Below are 14,657 nucleotides of genomic sequence, written 5' to 3'. Positions count from 1 at the left end.
TATGAACGCGGGCCAGACCCTCGCCGAGGCCGTTAGCGCGGCCACGGCCGTCCTCCGCGACGCCGGCGTGCCCAGCCCCAGGGTGGACGCCGAGCTCCTGGCCGACCACCTGCTGAACGTGGGCCTCGGCCGGCTCCGCGCGCTGATGCTGGGCGACACGCCGGCTCCCGACGGCTATGCGGAGCTGGTGGCTGAACGGGCCGGGCGGGTGCCGCTCCAGCACATCACCGGGGTGGCGCATTTCCGCTACCTGGAGCTGGCCGTGGGTCCTGGCGTGTTCATCCCGCGTCCGGAGACAGAATCGGTGGTGCAGCTGGCCATCGACCACGTCAAGGGGATGCAGGCTCCCAGGATCGTGGACCTCGGCACGGGCTCAGGCGCCATTGCGGGTTCGCTCGCTTCGGAGGTTCCCGGTGCCGAGGTGCACGCGGTCGAATTCAGCCCCTTTGCGCACGCCTGGGCCGCCAAAAACCTGGTGCCGCTAGGCGTGGACCTTGTCCTGGGGGACCTGCGCGACGCCTTTCAGGAACTCAACGGAAGCGTCGACGTCGTAGTATCCAACCCGCCGTACATCCCGGCGGAAGCCATCCCCAACGAACCCGAAGTAGCGCTGCACGATCCGCCCGAGGCCTTGTATGGCGGGGGAGCGGACGGCATGGAACTTCCGACGGCGGCGGCAAAGTCCGCTGCCAGGCTGCTGCGGCCAGGGGGTTACTTCGTTATGGAACACGCCGAAGTGCAGGCCGGCTGGATTGCCGCCATGCTTGCCAGGACCGGAGCCTGGACGCACATCACGACGCACCTGGACCTCAACGGCAAGGACCGCGCCACCAGCGCCGTCCTCGCGGACCAGGCCACACCGAATGAAAGAATGGGCCAGTGACCACAACTTATGACTGCACCATTGAAGACGAGCGCGCCCGCGGCCTCGAGGACGCCCAGCGCGCCATCGGCGAAAAGAAGTGCGTCGTGCTCCCCACGGACACCGTGTACGGGATCGGCGCGGACGCGTTCTCGCCGCAGGCCGTGACCATGCTGCTGGTATCCAAAGGGCGGAGCCGCACCATGCCGCCGCCCGTCCTGATCCCGCGCATCAACGCGCTGGACGGCCTGGCCACCGAGGTGTCCGCGGAAGCGCGCAAGCTGGCTGAGGCCTTCTGGCCCGGTGGCCTGACACTGATCCTGCACGCTCAGCCGTCCCTCGACTGGGACCTGGGCGAAACCAAGGGGACCGTGGCACTGCGGATGCCCGCCGACGACGTTGCCCTCGAACTGCTGACCTTGACCGGCCCCCTCGCCGTGTCTTCAGCCAACCGCACCGGCCAGGCTCCGGCCCAGACTGCCGCCGCTGCCCGCGAGCAGCTGGCCGATTCCGTAGAGGTGTACCTGGAAGGTGGCCCGCGTCCCCTGGAGGGCGAGCCCGGCGTGCCGTCCACCATCGTGGACGCCACCGGACCCGTCCTGCGCGTAGTGCGCGACGGAGCAGTGAGCCTTGACCAGCTCCGCGCGCACGTCCCCGGAGTCCTTGGCCTGGGGGAGGACCCCACTCCTGCCGGAGATGCAGGCGCCGCGCCGGCAGGCGATGCGCAGGACGGCGGCGACGTACCGGCGTCGGAAGCCGGCTCGTCCGCCGTGACGGCGCCGGACACCGAATCCACCGCCGCTGCCGGGGACCAGCAGCCGTGATGACGCTGGAGCGCCAGCAGGTCCCGGTCCTGGGCGTGCAGGCCACTCCGTTGCGGGTCCCCGAGCTGGTGGCGGAACTGGGCAGCTTCATAGCGGAGGGAGCCACCCGCACGGTCCTGGGCCACAACCTGCACAGCGTCACGCTGGCCTTGTCCGACGACGGCTTCCGCCGGCTCTACGAGGAAAGCGACGTGGTGCTCCTGGACGGGGCACCGGTGCTGTGGCTGTGGGGCAGGACCGGCAACGCCGACGGCCCGGTCATGGACTACCGGCTGGGGTCCACCGACTGGCTGCCGGCCCTGGACCAGGTCCAGGGGCTGGAACGGATTGCCGTGATCGGCGCCGGCGTTGAGGCGAATGCGGGGGCAGTCAGCCGGCTCCAGGACATCGTTCCCGGCGCACGCGTGTCCGGATTCCCCGGCGAAGGATGGGGCCCTGGCCTGGAAGACGCAGCCGTTGCCTGGCTGCACCGTGAACAACCACAGCTGGTCCTGCTGGGACTGGGCATGCCGCTCCAGGAGGAAGTGATGCAGCGGCGGCTCGCTGACATGCCCCCTGCTGTGTACTGCGCAGTGGGCGGTGCCATCGAACAGCTGGCGGGAGTCCAGAAGCTGGCCCCGCGGTGGCTGGGCCGCATGGGGCTGGAATGGGCATGGCGCCTGCTCCTGCATCCGCGCCGGGTCGCGTACCGCGTGCTGGGAGAGCCCTGGGTCCTGCTGTGGCTCCTGGTTGCCCGCAGGCTCAGGAAGTCCGGACTGGACAGGTAAACGGGGCCCGGAGGCAGCGCCGGCGGGCTTTTCCTAGAACTTTTGGTCTTCGAGCGGGGCGAAGCCCTTGCCGCGCAGCCCGGTGGTGAACGACCGCGCCCACCCCAGGAAGCCCGGTAGGTCCCGGCGCTGCAGGAAGTAGCCCAGGTAGCCGCCCACGTCGGCCACGAAGGAGCGCACCCTGAAGTAGCGGCGGATGAGGTAGCCGCGGTTCCGGTAGTAGTAGAAGCGCTTGAAGGCGGAGTCCGGGACGATCACGTGCCAGCGTGCGCCGTAGACATGCTGTGTTTCCCCGAAGGCGTGCGGATGCGTGATGGCGGTGGTGGTGACGGTGCCGAAGCGGATCCCGGCCTTCCGCAGCCGGATGGTGAAATCAACTTCATCGCCGCGGATGAACAGCCGCATGTCCGGCAGGCCCACCTTGAAGAACACGTCCGAGCGGATCAGTGCACCGTTGAAGAAGTGCCCATCGTCCGGCAGGAATCCGAGTTTCTCCACCTCCGCCCGGTCGTGCGTGACCTTGCCGTCCAGGCGGAAGAAGAAGGACAGCCGGTCCGGATGGCCGGGCGCCGTGACCAAGGGGACCACGGCCTCCAGGTCGCGTGCTTCAGCCTCTCGAAGCAGCGTGGCGAGGCATTCCGGATCTACCGGCTCGGCGTCGTCGTCCATCATCCAGATCCAGCGGGCACCGCTGGCCACTGCCTTGAGGGCGGCCAGCGCGAACCCGCCGGCGCCGCCCAGGTTGGCTTCAGAGCGGACATAGTCCACGTTGGGATGGGTCGCCGCCACATCCGCGGCCGGGGTGGTGCCGCTGTCCACCAGGCAGATCGTGTCGACATGGCAACTCTGGGCGTTGATCGCGTCCAGCAGGACGGACAGTTCCTTGGGCCGGTCGAACGTCACGGCGGCAACCGCAATGCGGGGGGTCATGGGGGTCCTTTCAGCATGGCTGCCAGGGAGTTCCCCGCCGGTAGTGCGCCCGTGTGGCGCGGAGCCATGGTGCCGGTGGCACTAGTATCTTTGACTAGAGTCCACTGTAATACAGCCCTGTAAGGCGCTGCGCGTATGTCTGTGCGCAATGCCTGCTGCGCGCTCGGCGACGGAGAAGTTTCATTTATCGACGAACAGATTCCCGGCCCGTGAGCCCACCCACCCCCAACCGGCTGCCGCCCCAGCTGAGCGGTTCTGGCACCACCACTCCCGGAGCGGTAGCCATCCCATGATCATGTACCTGCTCATGGGCCTCACCGCCGCCATCGTCTCCTACGCGGCCACGTGGGGCGCCCGCGTCGTGGGGCACAGGCTCGAGCTGCACCTGCCCATCCGCAGCCGGGATATGCACTCCACGCCCGTGTCCAGGCTGGGCGGCCTGGCCATTTTCCTGGGCGTTATGGTGGCGCTGGTTGTGGCCAGCCAGTCCTTCTTCGTCAAGGACATTTACCGGAACAACTTTTCGCCGTGGGGCGTGCTGGCAGGGGCGGCCGTGATCGTCCTGGTCGGTGTGGCTGACGACCTGTTGGACATCCGCTGGTGGGTGAAGCTGATCGGCCAAAGTGCTGCCGGCCTCACAGTGGCGATCTGGGGCGTCCAGATGACCATCGTCCCCTGGGTGCCGGAGCCGATCTACCTCCAGGACGGAACGCTGCGGATAGTGCTGACCGCCGGGCTGATCGTCACCACCATGAACGCTTTCAACTTCATCGACGGGCTGGACGGCCTGGCTGCGGGCGTTGCCATCATCGGCGGCACGGCGTTCTTCATCACGGCATACTGGGTCCACCGCAACGCGGTGCTGCTGGATTATTCGGACCTGGCAACCCTCATAACCGCGGTCCTCGTGGGCGGGTGCCTGGGCTTCCTGCCGCACAACTTCTTTCCCTCGAAGATCTTCATGGGCGACTCCGGTGCCATGCTGATCGGGCTCCTCATGGCGTCGGCCGGCGTAGTGTCGACGGGGCAGATTACCTCCGGGCTCTACGACCGCGCCAACGGTATTTCCACCGTCATTCCCATCCTGCTTCCCTTCGCTGTCCTGTTCCTCCCGCTGCTGGACCTTGGACTGGCCGTCGTTCGCCGGACGGCACGCGGCCGGTCGCCCTGGTCCGCAGACCGCGGACACCTGCACCACAAACTGCTGGACATCGGCTATTCGCACCGCACTGCCGTAATCTTGATGTACCTCTGGACCGCCGTGCTCTCCTTCGGCGGTCTGGCGTTCGCCGTCTTCCCCTGGCACATTGTGCTTGCCGTGGACATCTTTGCCACGCTGGTCATGGGACTGGTGACCGCCTGGCCCTACCTGTCCCGCGGCAGTAGCGAAACCACGGCGTAACGGCGGTTCTGAATTATTTCTATCTCGTGTAGAATTTAGGGGCAGCCCAAGCTGCCACTCCACCCACTGCCTCCTGGCGATCTGCCATGTGGTGCCGACGATGGGATCGCATGACCTCCAACGCCGAGTCCGGATCTGCCTCCGGCAATGGACCCGTTGGTACGTCCGGTCCCACCCGTTCGCTCTGGCTGAACCTGCTCAAGCGCAGCTCGATTGCCGCCACGGCAGGGCTTGTGCTCTGCGCAATTCCGGCCGGCATCCTCAACGGGGCAACCGGGGCGGTGTCCAGTTTCCTGGGCGCCCTGCTGGTGATGCTCTTCTTCGGCATCAGCCTGCTGGTGGGGCACTTCGTGGGACGCCGCAACCCCTCCGGCGCAATCGGGATGTTCGTAGCCACCTACTTCATCAAGGTCGTCGGTTTTGCCGTCGTCCTGTTCGTTATAGGTGCTCCGGAGTGGCTTCATGGCCGGTGGTTCATCATCGGCGCCGTTGTGGCTGTCGTCTTGTGGCAGGCCGCGGAGATCCATGGCTTCAGCAGGGCACGCCTCCAGATCTACAACGATCCAGAAGACAAGGGAGCATCCGATGCGTGATCCGAAAAAAACCGCACGCGCCGCACATGGCAAGCGCGGCCCACACGGCTCCGCAGAGGTTTCTTCCGACGCATCCACCGATGGCGGCTACAACGCTGGAATGGCTGTATTCAGCTACATCATTGGCGGAATCATCGTCTGGAGTTTGATAGGGTGGGGACTGGATTATCTGTGGGGAACGCGCTGGATTGTGCTCGCAGGCGCTCTGCTTGGAGCCGTCGGAGGTTTCTACCTTTCCCACATGCATGGCCTCACCAGTTCCCGCAAAAATGCTGATGGGCGCCATGCTCCCAGCGCACCGTCCCAGGACGGAGAAGATAATGCCAAATAATTTCACAGGGGGAACAGCAGGCTGTCAGGCTGCCGGACCCCGCCCAACGCCCAATGATGGACACTGCAGAGAGGAAACGCGTTGATCGCGCTTGCGCTCCCGGCCCAAGATTCAGGAGAGTTCACTCCTCCTGGTATTAACGAAATGCATTTGCCGGCAATCCTGCCGTGGGGTGCCGCAGAAGGATTCTCCAAGCAGATGCTGCTGGTCCTCCTCTCTGTCGTCTTTATCGCCGTCTTCTTCGTGCTCGCAGCACGCAAGCAGCAGCTGGTACCCGGCAAGCTCCAGTTCGCCGGCGAAGCCGCCTACGGCTTCGTCCGCAACGGCATCGCCAAGGACATCATCGGCGGCCGGGACTTCATCAAGTACGTCCCCCTGCTGTTCAGCCTGTTCTTCTTCATCCTGGTCAACAACATCTACGGCGCCATTCCGGTGTTCCAGCTCCCCACGTTCTCGCACGTGGGTGGAGCGTACGTGCTGGCCGGCCTGGTGTACATCACCTGGATCGCCATCGGCGTCAAGAAGAACGGCATCCGCTACTTCAAGCTGGCCACCGTTCCCTCGGGCGTGCCGTGGTACATCCTGCCGATCGTTATCCCGATCGAAATCATCTCCAACTTCGTTGTCCGGCCCGTCACGCACAGCCTCCGTCTGTTCGCGACCATGCTCGCCGGCCACCTGATCGTGATGATCGCCGGTTCCGGCATCGAGTACCTGATCATGCAGGAGAACTTCCTGCTGAAGGGCACCTCGGTCCTGGTCCTTGCCGGTGCCATCGCCATGTACATGCTTGAAGCCCTGATCATGGTCCTGCAGGCTTATGTCTTCACGCTGCTGACCGCGATCTACATCGAAGGTGCACTGCACGCCGACAGCCACTAGGCACGCTGCCGGGGCAGCACGCTCCGGCCGCACACCACAGTCTTCCCCTTGCGGGGATGAAGCAACCCAAACAACCTGCCACACAGAGTGGCATCTTGAAAGGAAAAAAAATGGAAGGCTCCATCAACGGCTCCCTCAACCTCATCGGCTATGGCCTCTCGGCTATCGGCGGTGGTATCGGTGTGGGTCTCGTGTTCGCTGCCTACATCAACGGCGTTGCGCGCCAGCCGGAAGCCCAGCGCGTCCTGCAGCCGATCGCATTCCTCGGCCTGGCCCTGACCGAAGCACTCGCCATCCTGGGCCTGGTCTTCGCTTTCGTTCTCAAGTAAACCCTTCAGAACTTCAGCGAACATTCAGAACCTAGTAGATAAGGACGGGTGAAATATGCATCAGCTGATCATCTCAGCCGCCGCTGAAGGCGACGTCAACCCCCTTGTTCCCAATGGCTGGGAAATGCTGGTTGTCTTCGTGGGCTTTGCCATCCTCTTCTTCATCGTGGTCAAGTATGTTGTCCCGATGTTCGAGAAGACCTTCGCAGAGCGTGCCGAGGCCATCGAAGGCGGCATCGCCAAGGCTGAAAAGGCCCAGGCTGAGGCGTCTGCTGCACTCGAAGAGTACAAGCAGCAGCTGACCGACGCCCGCACCGAAGCCAACCGCATCCGTGAGGAAGCCCGCGCCGAAGGTGCCCAGATCCTCGCGGATCTCAAGGAAAAGGCAGCCGCAGAGTCTGCCCGCATCACCGCGCAGGCCCACGCACAGATCGAATCCGAGCGCCAGGCGGCCGTTGTGTCACTGCGCTCCGAGGTTGGCACCCTGGCCACCACCCTTGCCGGCCGCATCGTGGGCGAGTCCCTCGACGACGACGCACGCGCAGCACGGGTCGTGGACCGTTTCCTGGCAGATCTGGAGTCCCAGAACGCAGGTGCAGCTAAGTAATGGCAGGCGTATCGAGCGAATCGCTGGCAACAGCCCTTGCCGCTTTGGAAGCCAAGCTTCCTACGGCGTCGCTGCAGCTGGCAAAGGAACTCTTCGGAATTCTGGGAATGGTGGACAGCTCGGCTGGCTTGCGCCGTGCCCTGACTGACCCCTCCCGCAGCGGTGACGAAAAGTCGGCGCTGGTGAGGCAGCTGGTTAGCGGAAAAGTCTCCGCTGATGCTGCTGAGATCGCGGGCGGACTGGCCAGCTCACGCTGGGCATCGGCGCGTGACATCGGCGATGCACTCGAGACTCTTGCCGCAACGGTGGTCATTTCCGTTGCCGAAAACAAGTCGGCCGTTTCTGCCTCCGGAATCACTGGCCTGGAAGAGCTGGAAAACGATCTGTTTTCCTTCAACCAGGCTGTTGCCTCCAGCCACGAGGTACAACGTGCTCTGTCCGAACCGCAGGCAAGTGCCGCAGCGAAGGCTGCCCTTGCCGGGAAACTGGTACCCGGTGTGAGCGAGGAAGCAAAAGTCCTCATCAGCCAGGCAGTCAGCCAGCCCCGCGGTATCAAGCCCACCAGGCTTGTGGAGCGGTTCGCCGAGCTGGCGGCCAAGCGGCAGCAGCGCTGGATTGCAACGGTCAGCGTAACCCGCCCGTTGTCGCAGACGCAGCTGGAACGCCTCCAGGCAGGCCTGAATGCACTGTACGGGCGGGAATTGAAGGTCAACATCAACGTTGACCCCGCGCTCATTGGCGGAATCCGTGTCCAGGTGGGTGACGAAGTGCTCGACGCTTCCGTCCTTACCCGGCTGGGTGAGCTGCAACGCCAGCTGGCCGGCTAGCCGGACAAGCACAACCAAACTGATAGAAACCCCGGTCACCGTTTGCGGTGATCACAAACAGGAGAGCAGGGACTGCAGATGGCCGAATTGACCATCAACGCCGACGACGTCCGTAATGCGTTGAACGAGTTCGCGGCGTCCTACGAACCCGGAAACGCAGAGCGCGTAGAGGTTGGCCGTGTAACGACCGCAGGTGACGGCATCGCCCGTGTTGAGGGCCTTCCCTCGGTCATGGCGAATGAGCTTCTTCGCTTCGAAGACGGCACGCTGGGCCTGGCCCAGAACCTTGACGTCCGCGAGATCGGTGTCATTATCCTCGGTGACTTCCAGGGCATCGAAGAAGGCCAGGAAGTGCACCGGACCGGTCAGGTTTTGTCCGTTCCGGTTGGCGACGCCTTCCTTGGCCGTGTAGTTGACCCCTTGGGCCAGCCCATGGACGACCTTGGCGAGATCAAGGCGGAGACCACCCGCGCGCTGGAGCTGCAGGCTCCGGGCGTGACCCAGCGCAAGTCGGTGCACGAGCCGATGCAGACCGGCCTCAAGGCCATTGACGCGATGATCCCGATCGGCCGCGGCCAGCGCCAGCTGATCATTGGCGACCGCCAGACCGGCAAGTCGGCCATTGCGATCGACACCATCATCAACCAGAAGGCCAACTGGGCTTCAGGCGATGTCACCAAGCAGGTGCGCTGCATCTACGTTGCCATTGGCCAGAAGGCGTCCACCATCGCCGCCATCCGCCAGACCCTCGAGGACAACGGCGCGCTGGAGTACACCACCATCGTGGCCTCTCCTGCGTCCGACCCCGCAGGCTTCAAGTACCTGGCACCGTATGCAGGCTCGGCTATCGGCCAGCACTGGATGTACGGCGGCAAGCACGTCCTGATCGTGTTTGATGACCTGTCCAAGCAGGCCGAGGCATACCGCGCCGTGTCGCTGCTGCTCCGCCGCCCGCCGGGACGCGAAGCCTACCCGGGCGACGTCTTCTACCTGCACTCCCGCCTGCTGGAGCGTTGTGCCAAGCTCTCCGACGAGCTCGGTGCCGGTTCCATGACGGGCCTGCCGCTGATCGAGACCAAGGCGAACGACGTGTCCGCCTACATCCCGACCAACGTCATCTCCATCACCGATGGCCAGATCTTCCTGCAGTCGGACCTCTTCAACGCCAACCAGCGCCCCGCTGTTGACGTGGGTGTCTCGGTGTCCCGCGTTGGCGGTGCCGCCCAGGTCAAGTCCATGAAGAAGGTCTCCGGTACTTTGAAGCTGGACCTGGCCCAGTACCGCGACATGCAGGCGTTCGCGATGTTCGCATCCGACCTGGACGCAGCATCCCGCCAGCAGCTGACCCGTGGCGCCCGCCTGATGGAACTGCTCAAGCAGGGCCAGTACTCGCCGTTCCCGGTCGAGGACCAGGTCGTCTCCATCTGGGCCGGCACCAACGGCTACCTGGATGACGTTCCCGTCGAGGACATCAGCCGCTTCGAGGCTGAGTTCCTGGAGCACCTGCGCCACAAGTCCTCGATCCTGACCACGCTGGCCCAGACCAACGTGCTGGACGACGACACCGTTGCTGCCCTCAAGTCCTCCATCGTGGACTTCAAGAAGGGCTTCTTCGGCGAGGGTGACAACCACCTGGTAGGCGCCGGCCACGAGGAGCATGACGCTATCTCCGAGGGCGAAGTCGACCAGGAAAAGATCGTCAAGCAGAAGCGCTAGTTCCGCATCGCCGGGTGTGCCGGGCCCCAGGGTCCGGCACACCCGGCTACGGAAGGTTAGGAAAGGATAAGTATGGGAGCCCAGATCCGGGTCTACCGCCAGAAGATCAGCTCGACCACGTCGATGCGCAAGATCTTCAAAGCGATGGAACTGATCGCTACCTCGCGCATCGGGAAGGCCCGTGCGCGCGTAGCAGCTTCACTGCCTTACGCGAACGCGATCACGCGCGCCGTTTCTGCTGTCGCCAGCCAAAGCGAAATCGACCACCCGCTGACCACTGAGCCGGAGCAGATCCGCCGTGCCGCCGTCCTGGTAATTACCTCGGACCGTGGCCTGGCAGGTTCCTACTCCGCGAGTGTGCTCAAGCAGGCGGAAGGTCTCTTCGAGCTGCTCCACGACGAAGGCAAGGAAGTCAAAACCTACCTCGTGGGCCGCAAGGCGCAAGCGTACTTCGATTTCCGGAACCGCGAGTACTCGCGGGTCTGGACCGGAGGAACCGACGCTCCAGAGTTCGCCACCGCCCGTGAAATCGGCGAAGCGCTGCTGGCAGACTTCGCAACCGACTTCGAAGAGGGCGGCGTGGACGAAATCCATGTTGTCTACACCCGCTTCAAGTCCATGGTTACGCAGGAGCCGACGGTCATCCGCCTGCTTCCGCTGGAAGTAGTGGAAGAACAGGCTGCTTCCGAATCGGATCTCCTGCCGCTGTACGAGTTCGAGCCGGAAACTGAGCGTGTCCTTGACGCCCTGCTCCCGCGTTACATCGAATCCCGTATCTTCGCAGCCATGCTGCAGGCGGCGGCGTCCGAGCTTGCCGCCCGCCAGCGGGCGATGAAGTCCGCAGGCGACAACGCAACGGACCTGATCAAGAAGTACACGCGCCTGCGCAACACGGCCCGCCAGGCCGAAATTACGCAGGAGCTTTCTGAGATTGTTGCAGGTGCCGACGCTCTCGCGTCCTAGCCTCCGGCCCCTCGGTTCCGCGTAACCAGCACCACCACAGATAGACTTAACCCCACGCCATCTACTGAATGAAGTGAGAGAGATGACTGCCACTGCTACCGAACACGTAGCCGCAACGTCCGGTGCAACCGGCCGTATTGCGCGCGTAATCGGCCCGGTTGTCGACGTCGAATTCCCGGCTGACGCAATCCCGTCGATCTACAATGCCCTCACCACCGAGATCACTCTCAACGGTGAGACCAAGACCATCACCTTCGAAGTTGCGCTGCACCTCGGCGACAACCTTATCCGTGCCATCTCGCTGCAGGCGACCGACGGCCTGGTCCGCGGGACCGGCGTCATCGACACCGGTGCCCCGATCTCCGTTCCCGTAGGCGACGGCGTCAAGGGCCACATCTTCAACGTGCTGGGCCAGCCCCTGGACGTTGCCGAGTCTGAGCTGGACGTCAGCGAACGCTGGCCCATCCACCGCAAGGCCCCCAGCTTCGCTTCGCTCGAAGGCTCCACCGAGATGCTCGAGACCGGCATCAAGGTCATCGACCTCCTGACCCCCTACATCAAGGGTGGAAAGATCGGCCTCTTCGGCGGCGCCGGCGTGGGCAAGACCGTTCTGATCCAGGAAATGATCACCCGTGTTGCCCGCAACTTCGGTGGTACTTCCGTGTTCGCCGGTGTTGGCGAGCGTACCCGTGAGGGCAACGACCTCTGGGTGGAAATGGAAGAGGCAGGCGTCCTCAAGGACACCGCCCTTGTGTTCGGCCAGATGGACGAGCCGCCGGGAACGCGCCTCCGCGTGGCCCTGTCCGCTCTGACCATGGCGGAGTACTTCCGCGATGTGCAGAACCAGGACGTGCTGCTCTTCATCGACAACATCTTCCGGTTCACCCAGGCAGGTTCCGAGGTTTCCACCCTGCTGGGCCGCATGCCTTCGGCCGTGGGCTACCAGCCCAACCTGGCCGATGAGATGGGCCTCCTGCAGGAGCGCATCACCTCCACCAAGGGCCACTCCATCACCTCGATGCAGGCCATCTACGTTCCCGCAGATGACTACACCGACCCGGCCCCGGCCACCACCTTCGCGCACCTGGATGCCACCACGGAACTTTCCCGTGAAATCGCCTCCCGTGGCCTGTACCCGGCCGTGGACCCGCTGACGTCCACGTCCCGCATCCTGGATCCCCAGTACATCGGCAAGGACCACTACAACACGGCTGTCCGCGTGAAGCAGATCCTGCAGAAGAACAAGGAACTCCAGGACATCATCGCCATCCTCGGTGTCGACGAACTCTCCGAAGAGGACAAGATCGTGGTGTCGCGTGCACGCCGCATCCAGCAGTTCCTGTCGCAGAACACCTACACCGCCAAGCAGTTCACCGGCGTCGAGGGCTCCACGGTTTCCATCAAGGACACCGTGGAGGGCTTCGCAGCCATCTGCGACGGCGAGCTGGACCACATCGCGGAGCAGGCGTTCTTCAACGTCGGCGGCCTCGATGACGTTGAGCGCCAGTGGGCCAAGATCCAGGAACAGACCAAGTAATATGGCTGAGCTTGAGGTTGAGATTGTCGCAGCGGACCACTTCGTGTGGTCCGGAGCGGCCAAGATGGTCAAGGCCCGCACCAGCGATGGTGAAATCGGAATCCTGCCCGGCCACTCGCCCCTGCTGGCGATCCTGGCCGAAGGTGAACTGGCAATCCAGCCGGTATCCGGGGACCGTATTGCGGTGGATGTGGACGGCGGGTTCTTCTCCGTTGACAACAACCGCGTGGTGATCGTTGCTGACAACGCCCAGCTGGGCGGCTCGGCTACCGCTGGGATCCGCTAGCACGACCTTGATGGACGCACCGGGTATTTCGTTCATCGCACTGGCAATCGTTTTCGGATTGCTGATATTTGCACTGTGCCTTTCGGGGGTGCGCCGCTTCAACCTGCGGCGTGCCCTCGGCACGGTGGACGCCTCCATTTGCGTAGCTGGGAACAGCTGGCAGATGGGGGTTTGTCGTTATCAGGACAATGACCTTGAGTGGTTCAGGCTCATCTCCCTGAGCGTCCGGCCCAAATACACGTTCAAGCGCAGTTCCCTCGAGCTGCTGGGACGCAGGAAACCGACCGCAGCCGAGGCTGTCAAAGTCCAGCCCGACGTGGTGATCGTCGAACTCCGCTACGAGGGGCAGGACCTGCACTTCGCCATGAAATTCGACGCCTATACGGGTCTTTCGTCCTGGCTGGAAGCAGGCCCGGTCATCGGCGTGGGGACCTGGCGCTAGCCAACGTGGACTGGTTTTCAGACATCCGGCTTACGGACGGTCCACTCTATGGAACCGTCCTGGTATTGGGAGTTGGCGGCGCAGCCTACCTTCTGGTGCCGCCCTGGCGCGCCTCCGAAGATGCCGCCATGCGCACCAGGGCCTGGGCAATCCGTGTCTTCAGTGCAGTAGCCGCGGCGTTCGTGCTGGTGGCAACAGTCCACTGGGTCATGATCAACGTGCTCACCGTCTTCCCGGAGGACATTCCCGGTCCCGTTCTCCTTTGGTTCGTGCCGGCTGTTTCCGCTGTCATCCTGGGCATCCTGAGAATGCCGCGGACCAGCTGGCTGCATTACGGAACAGGTTTCCTGGCCGCAGTCCTGGTGGTGCTTCTCTCAACGATCCAGATCAACGCCTATTTTGGCCTGAACAGGACGGTCAGTGACCTGATGGGGACGGCACTGGCCCGCATCCCGGTGCTCGAGCAGGATTTGATGCGGCACGCGGGCGAACCAGACGGTGCCCCGCTTCAAGGCTGGAAGCCGGAGGGGGACTTGCCGGCGGGCGGCGAGTTGCGGAAGACCGCCATCCCCGGCCCGGCTTCCGGGATGACGACCCGTGATGCTTTTATCTACTTTCCGCCGGCCTACTTTGCCGCCAACCGGCCGGCGCTGCCGGTACTGGTCCTGGTGGCCGGGCAGCCGGGCGGCCCGGCCGACTGGCTTACGGGCGGCGCCCTCCGCGGCCACATGGATTCCTTCGCCGCCGCACACGGGGGAGTGGCTCCGGTGGTGGTCATCCCGGACCCCAATGGATCACAGTCCGCCAACACCATGTGCATGGACAGCCGGATTGCCAACGCGGACACGTACCTGTCACAGGACGTGCCACGCTGGATCAGTTCCACCCTCGCGGTGGACACCAACCACCGCCACTGGGCCGTGGGCGGGTTTTCCTTCGGCGGCACGTGCGCTGTTCAGATGGGGACGCGGCATCCGGATATCTACGCCGACGTGCTGGCATTTTCCAGTGAAGCCGAACCCGCCATTGCCAAGGAACGGCAGAAGACCATCGACGCAGCCTTTCCCGGAAACCCCGGTGAATTCATCAAGCAGACTCCTCTGGAGATCATGAAACACCAACGCTTCGAGTCCAGCGGCATGTACCTCACTGCAGGCCAGAACGATCCGGAGTTCGTGGGGAACCTTCACACCCTGGCCGCAGCCGCCGGGAATGCGGGCTTCACCGTGCAGGCCCACGAGGTGGAACATACCGGCCACTCCTGGGACACATCGTCCAAGCGCTTTGCTGACGCGCTGCAGTTCCTCGGCAGCCAGTGGGGCCTGCAGTGGTGAGCACCAGGAAACCGGACCGCACGAT

17 protein-coding genes are annotated in these 14,657 nt (G+C 64.0%); 16 read left to right on the top strand and 1 reads right to left on the bottom strand.

What is annotated here, in order from left to right; genetic code table 11:
* Position 1 precedes the first annotated feature (1 nt).
* Genes prmC through NIBR502770_RS10105 form a run of 3 tightly spaced genes read left to right on the top strand, consistent with a single transcriptional unit; the run spans position 2 to position 2,453 of the window.
* Positions 2-883 (top strand): peptide chain release factor N(5)-glutamine methyltransferase, encoded by an 882-nt coding sequence (gene prmC, locus NIBR502770_RS10115; protein WP_141181830.1) that lies wholly within the window; start codon positions 2-4, stop codon positions 881-883.
* Positions 880-1,686, top strand: a complete 807-nt coding sequence (locus tag NIBR502770_RS10110; protein ID WP_141181829.1) for an L-threonylcarbamoyladenylate synthase — start codon at positions 880-882, stop codon at positions 1,684-1,686. Before prmC ends, NIBR502770_RS10110 begins: the two co-directional genes overlap by 4 nt.
* Positions 1,686-2,453: a WecB/TagA/CpsF family glycosyltransferase gene (locus NIBR502770_RS10105; protein WP_141181828.1), complete on the top strand. Its 768-nt coding sequence runs from the start codon at positions 1,686-1,688 to the stop codon at positions 2,451-2,453. Before NIBR502770_RS10110 ends, NIBR502770_RS10105 begins: the two co-directional genes overlap by 1 nt.
* 33 nt (positions 2,454-2,486) lie before the next feature.
* Here the strand turns inward: NIBR502770_RS10105 and NIBR502770_RS10100 are convergent, their stop codons facing one another.
* Positions 2,487-3,383: a glycosyltransferase gene (locus NIBR502770_RS10100; protein WP_141181827.1), complete on the bottom strand. Its 897-nt coding sequence runs from the start codon at positions 3,381-3,383 to the stop codon at positions 2,487-2,489.
* A gap of 289 nt (positions 3,384-3,672) precedes the next feature.
* Here NIBR502770_RS10100 and NIBR502770_RS10095 point away from each other — a divergent pair, with 289 nt between their 5' ends.
* The 13 genes from NIBR502770_RS10095 to NIBR502770_RS10035 all read left to right on the top strand — a co-directional run bounded on the left by NIBR502770_RS10095 (position 3,673) and on the right by NIBR502770_RS10035 (position 14,632).
* The gene (locus tag NIBR502770_RS10095) at positions 3,673-4,785 is read left to right on the top strand and encodes an MraY family glycosyltransferase (protein WP_141160053.1); all 1,113 of its coding nucleotides are present in this window, start codon (positions 3,673-3,675) and stop codon (positions 4,783-4,785) included.
* Positions 4,786-4,895: 110 nt separating this feature from the next.
* Positions 4,896-5,378: a hypothetical protein gene (locus NIBR502770_RS10090; protein ID WP_141181826.1), complete on the top strand. Its 483-nt coding sequence runs from the start codon at positions 4,896-4,898 to the stop codon at positions 5,376-5,378.
* The gene (locus tag NIBR502770_RS10085) at positions 5,371-5,709 is read left to right on the top strand and encodes an AtpZ/AtpI family protein (protein ID WP_141160055.1); all 339 of its coding nucleotides are present in this window, start codon (positions 5,371-5,373) and stop codon (positions 5,707-5,709) included. The genes NIBR502770_RS10090 and NIBR502770_RS10085 overlap by 8 nt, the downstream gene beginning before the upstream one ends.
* Positions 5,710-5,790: 81 nt before the next feature.
* Positions 5,791-6,591, top strand: coding sequence for a F0F1 ATP synthase subunit A (gene atpB, locus NIBR502770_RS10080; RefSeq protein WP_141160056.1), 801 nt, complete (start codon positions 5,791-5,793; stop codon positions 6,589-6,591).
* A 110-nt stretch (positions 6,592-6,701) separates the two neighbouring features.
* Positions 6,702-6,920, top strand: a complete 219-nt coding sequence (gene atpE / locus NIBR502770_RS10075) for an ATP synthase F0 subunit C (RefSeq protein ID WP_003804776.1) — start codon at positions 6,702-6,704, stop codon at positions 6,918-6,920.
* A gap of 55 nt (positions 6,921-6,975) precedes the next feature.
* The gene (locus NIBR502770_RS10070; protein WP_141160057.1) at positions 6,976-7,527 is read left to right on the top strand and encodes a F0F1 ATP synthase subunit B; all 552 of its coding nucleotides are present in this window, start codon (positions 6,976-6,978) and stop codon (positions 7,525-7,527) included.
* Positions 7,527-8,354, top strand: coding sequence for a F0F1 ATP synthase subunit delta (locus NIBR502770_RS10065; RefSeq protein ID WP_141160058.1), 828 nt, complete (start codon positions 7,527-7,529; stop codon positions 8,352-8,354). Before NIBR502770_RS10070 ends, NIBR502770_RS10065 begins: the two co-directional genes overlap by 1 nt.
* 78 nt (positions 8,355-8,432) lie before the next feature.
* Positions 8,433-10,070, top strand: coding sequence for a F0F1 ATP synthase subunit alpha (gene atpA, locus NIBR502770_RS10060; RefSeq protein WP_141160059.1), 1,638 nt, complete (start codon positions 8,433-8,435; stop codon positions 10,068-10,070).
* A gap of 72 nt (positions 10,071-10,142) precedes the next feature.
* Positions 10,143-11,033: a F0F1 ATP synthase subunit gamma gene (locus tag NIBR502770_RS10055; RefSeq protein WP_141160060.1), complete on the top strand. Its 891-nt coding sequence runs from the start codon at positions 10,143-10,145 to the stop codon at positions 11,031-11,033.
* An 82-nt stretch (positions 11,034-11,115) separates the two neighbouring features.
* Positions 11,116-12,570, top strand: coding sequence for a F0F1 ATP synthase subunit beta (gene atpD, locus NIBR502770_RS10050; RefSeq protein WP_110541032.1), 1,455 nt, complete (start codon positions 11,116-11,118; stop codon positions 12,568-12,570).
* A gap of 1 nt (position 12,571) precedes the next feature.
* Entirely contained in the window at positions 12,572-12,856 is a 285-nt protein-coding gene (locus tag NIBR502770_RS10045; RefSeq protein WP_018760117.1) for a F0F1 ATP synthase subunit epsilon, read from the top strand.
* Between the two features lie 10 nt (positions 12,857-12,866).
* Positions 12,867-13,298 carry a DUF2550 domain-containing protein gene (locus NIBR502770_RS10040; RefSeq protein WP_141181825.1) on the top strand — a complete coding sequence of 144 codons (432 nt, stop codon included), beginning with the start codon at positions 12,867-12,869 and terminating at the stop codon, positions 13,296-13,298.
* Between the two features lie 5 nt (positions 13,299-13,303).
* Positions 13,304-14,632, top strand: a complete 1,329-nt coding sequence (locus NIBR502770_RS10035) for an esterase family protein (RefSeq protein ID WP_141181824.1) — start codon at positions 13,304-13,306, stop codon at positions 14,630-14,632.
* Positions 14,633-14,657 lie beyond the last annotated feature (25 nt).

Source organism: Pseudarthrobacter sp. NIBRBAC000502770 (assembly GCF_006517815.1).
Taxonomy (GTDB): Bacteria; Actinomycetota; Actinomycetes; order Actinomycetales; family Micrococcaceae; genus Arthrobacter; species Arthrobacter niigatensis.
This window is presented reverse-complemented; position numbering and strand designations above follow the sequence as displayed.

Bases quoted from the DNA above. Each gene is read 5' to 3' on its own strand.
- prmC (WP_141181830.1), top strand. From the start codon at position 2: ATGAACGCGGGCCAGACCCTCGCCGAGGCCGTTAGCGCGGCCACGGCC.
- NIBR502770_RS10105 (WP_141181828.1), top strand. From the start codon at position 1,686: ATGACGCTGGAGCGCCAGCAGGTCCCGGTCCTGGGCGTGCAGGCCACT.
- NIBR502770_RS10100 (WP_141181827.1), bottom strand. From the start codon at position 3,383: ATGACCCCCCGCATTGCGGTTGCCGCCGTGACGTTCGACCGGCCCAAG.
- NIBR502770_RS10095 (WP_141160053.1), top strand. From the start codon at position 3,673: ATGATCATGTACCTGCTCATGGGCCTCACCGCCGCCATCGTCTCCTAC.
- NIBR502770_RS10090 (WP_141181826.1), top strand. From the start codon at position 4,896: ATGACCTCCAACGCCGAGTCCGGATCTGCCTCCGGCAATGGACCCGTT.
- NIBR502770_RS10085 (WP_141160055.1), top strand. From the start codon at position 5,371: ATGCGTGATCCGAAAAAAACCGCACGCGCCGCACATGGCAAGCGCGGC.
- atpE (WP_003804776.1), top strand. From the start codon at position 6,702: ATGGAAGGCTCCATCAACGGCTCCCTCAACCTCATCGGCTATGGCCTC.
- NIBR502770_RS10070 (WP_141160057.1), top strand. From the start codon at position 6,976: ATGCATCAGCTGATCATCTCAGCCGCCGCTGAAGGCGACGTCAACCCC.
- NIBR502770_RS10065 (WP_141160058.1), top strand. From the start codon at position 7,527: ATGGCAGGCGTATCGAGCGAATCGCTGGCAACAGCCCTTGCCGCTTTG.
- atpA (WP_141160059.1), top strand. From the start codon at position 8,433: ATGGCCGAATTGACCATCAACGCCGACGACGTCCGTAATGCGTTGAAC.
- NIBR502770_RS10055 (WP_141160060.1), top strand. From the start codon at position 10,143: ATGGGAGCCCAGATCCGGGTCTACCGCCAGAAGATCAGCTCGACCACG.
- atpD (WP_110541032.1), top strand. From the start codon at position 11,116: ATGACTGCCACTGCTACCGAACACGTAGCCGCAACGTCCGGTGCAACC.
- NIBR502770_RS10045 (WP_018760117.1), top strand. From the start codon at position 12,572: ATGGCTGAGCTTGAGGTTGAGATTGTCGCAGCGGACCACTTCGTGTGG.
- NIBR502770_RS10040 (WP_141181825.1), top strand. From the start codon at position 12,867: ATGGACGCACCGGGTATTTCGTTCATCGCACTGGCAATCGTTTTCGGA.